The sequence below is a fragment of the Neisseria sp. P0022.S010 genome, from assembly GCF_051956635.1.
This window is the reverse complement of record NZ_JBQCXF010000916.1, coordinates 1-441: the sequence shown is the minus strand read 5'-3', so window position 1 is coordinate 441 and position 441 is coordinate 1. Positions and strand designations below refer to the sequence as shown.

At 48.8% G+C, this 441-nt stretch carries 1 protein-coding gene; it reads right to left on the bottom strand.

Going from position 1 to position 441, the window contains the following annotated elements; genetic code table 11:
* The coding region (locus ACTHUT_RS22095; RefSeq protein ID WP_440419958.1) for a formate/nitrite transporter family protein at positions 1–308 on the bottom strand (308 nt) is incomplete at its 3' end.
* Positions 309–441: the final 133 nt, after the last annotated feature.

Below are 441 nucleotides of genomic sequence, written 5' to 3'. Positions count from 1 at the left end.
GAAATCCGTCCGGCTAATCTGCCTAAAGACATGATCATCATGTTGCTGGTTACCAGCTCGCCGCCACCAAGTAGGATACAAATCAAGGCGATTGGGAACACGGAGGCGCCGAGTAAAGTCGCAACTCCGCCCCATTCGTGCGGAATGCCGCTGACTACTTTTAAATAGGCAAGATATCCGAAGCCGATGTATCCGCCGGCCAAAACGCTCAAGATTGCCAATGTGGGGATGCTGGATTGTGCTTTGGCGCAGCTTTTGTCGAGAACAACCTGTAAAATTTCCTGTGGGTATAAATCGCGCGAAGCCATGATGTTCCTTAAAGTAGGTTGAGGAGAAAACGCCGTTTCAAAAGTGGCGCAAACTGTCGCGGTAGGGCAGTGTTATAGGGAGCCGGTGTACGGTCTTTGTTTTATCAATCAGCCTGAATTAAACATAAAAAAC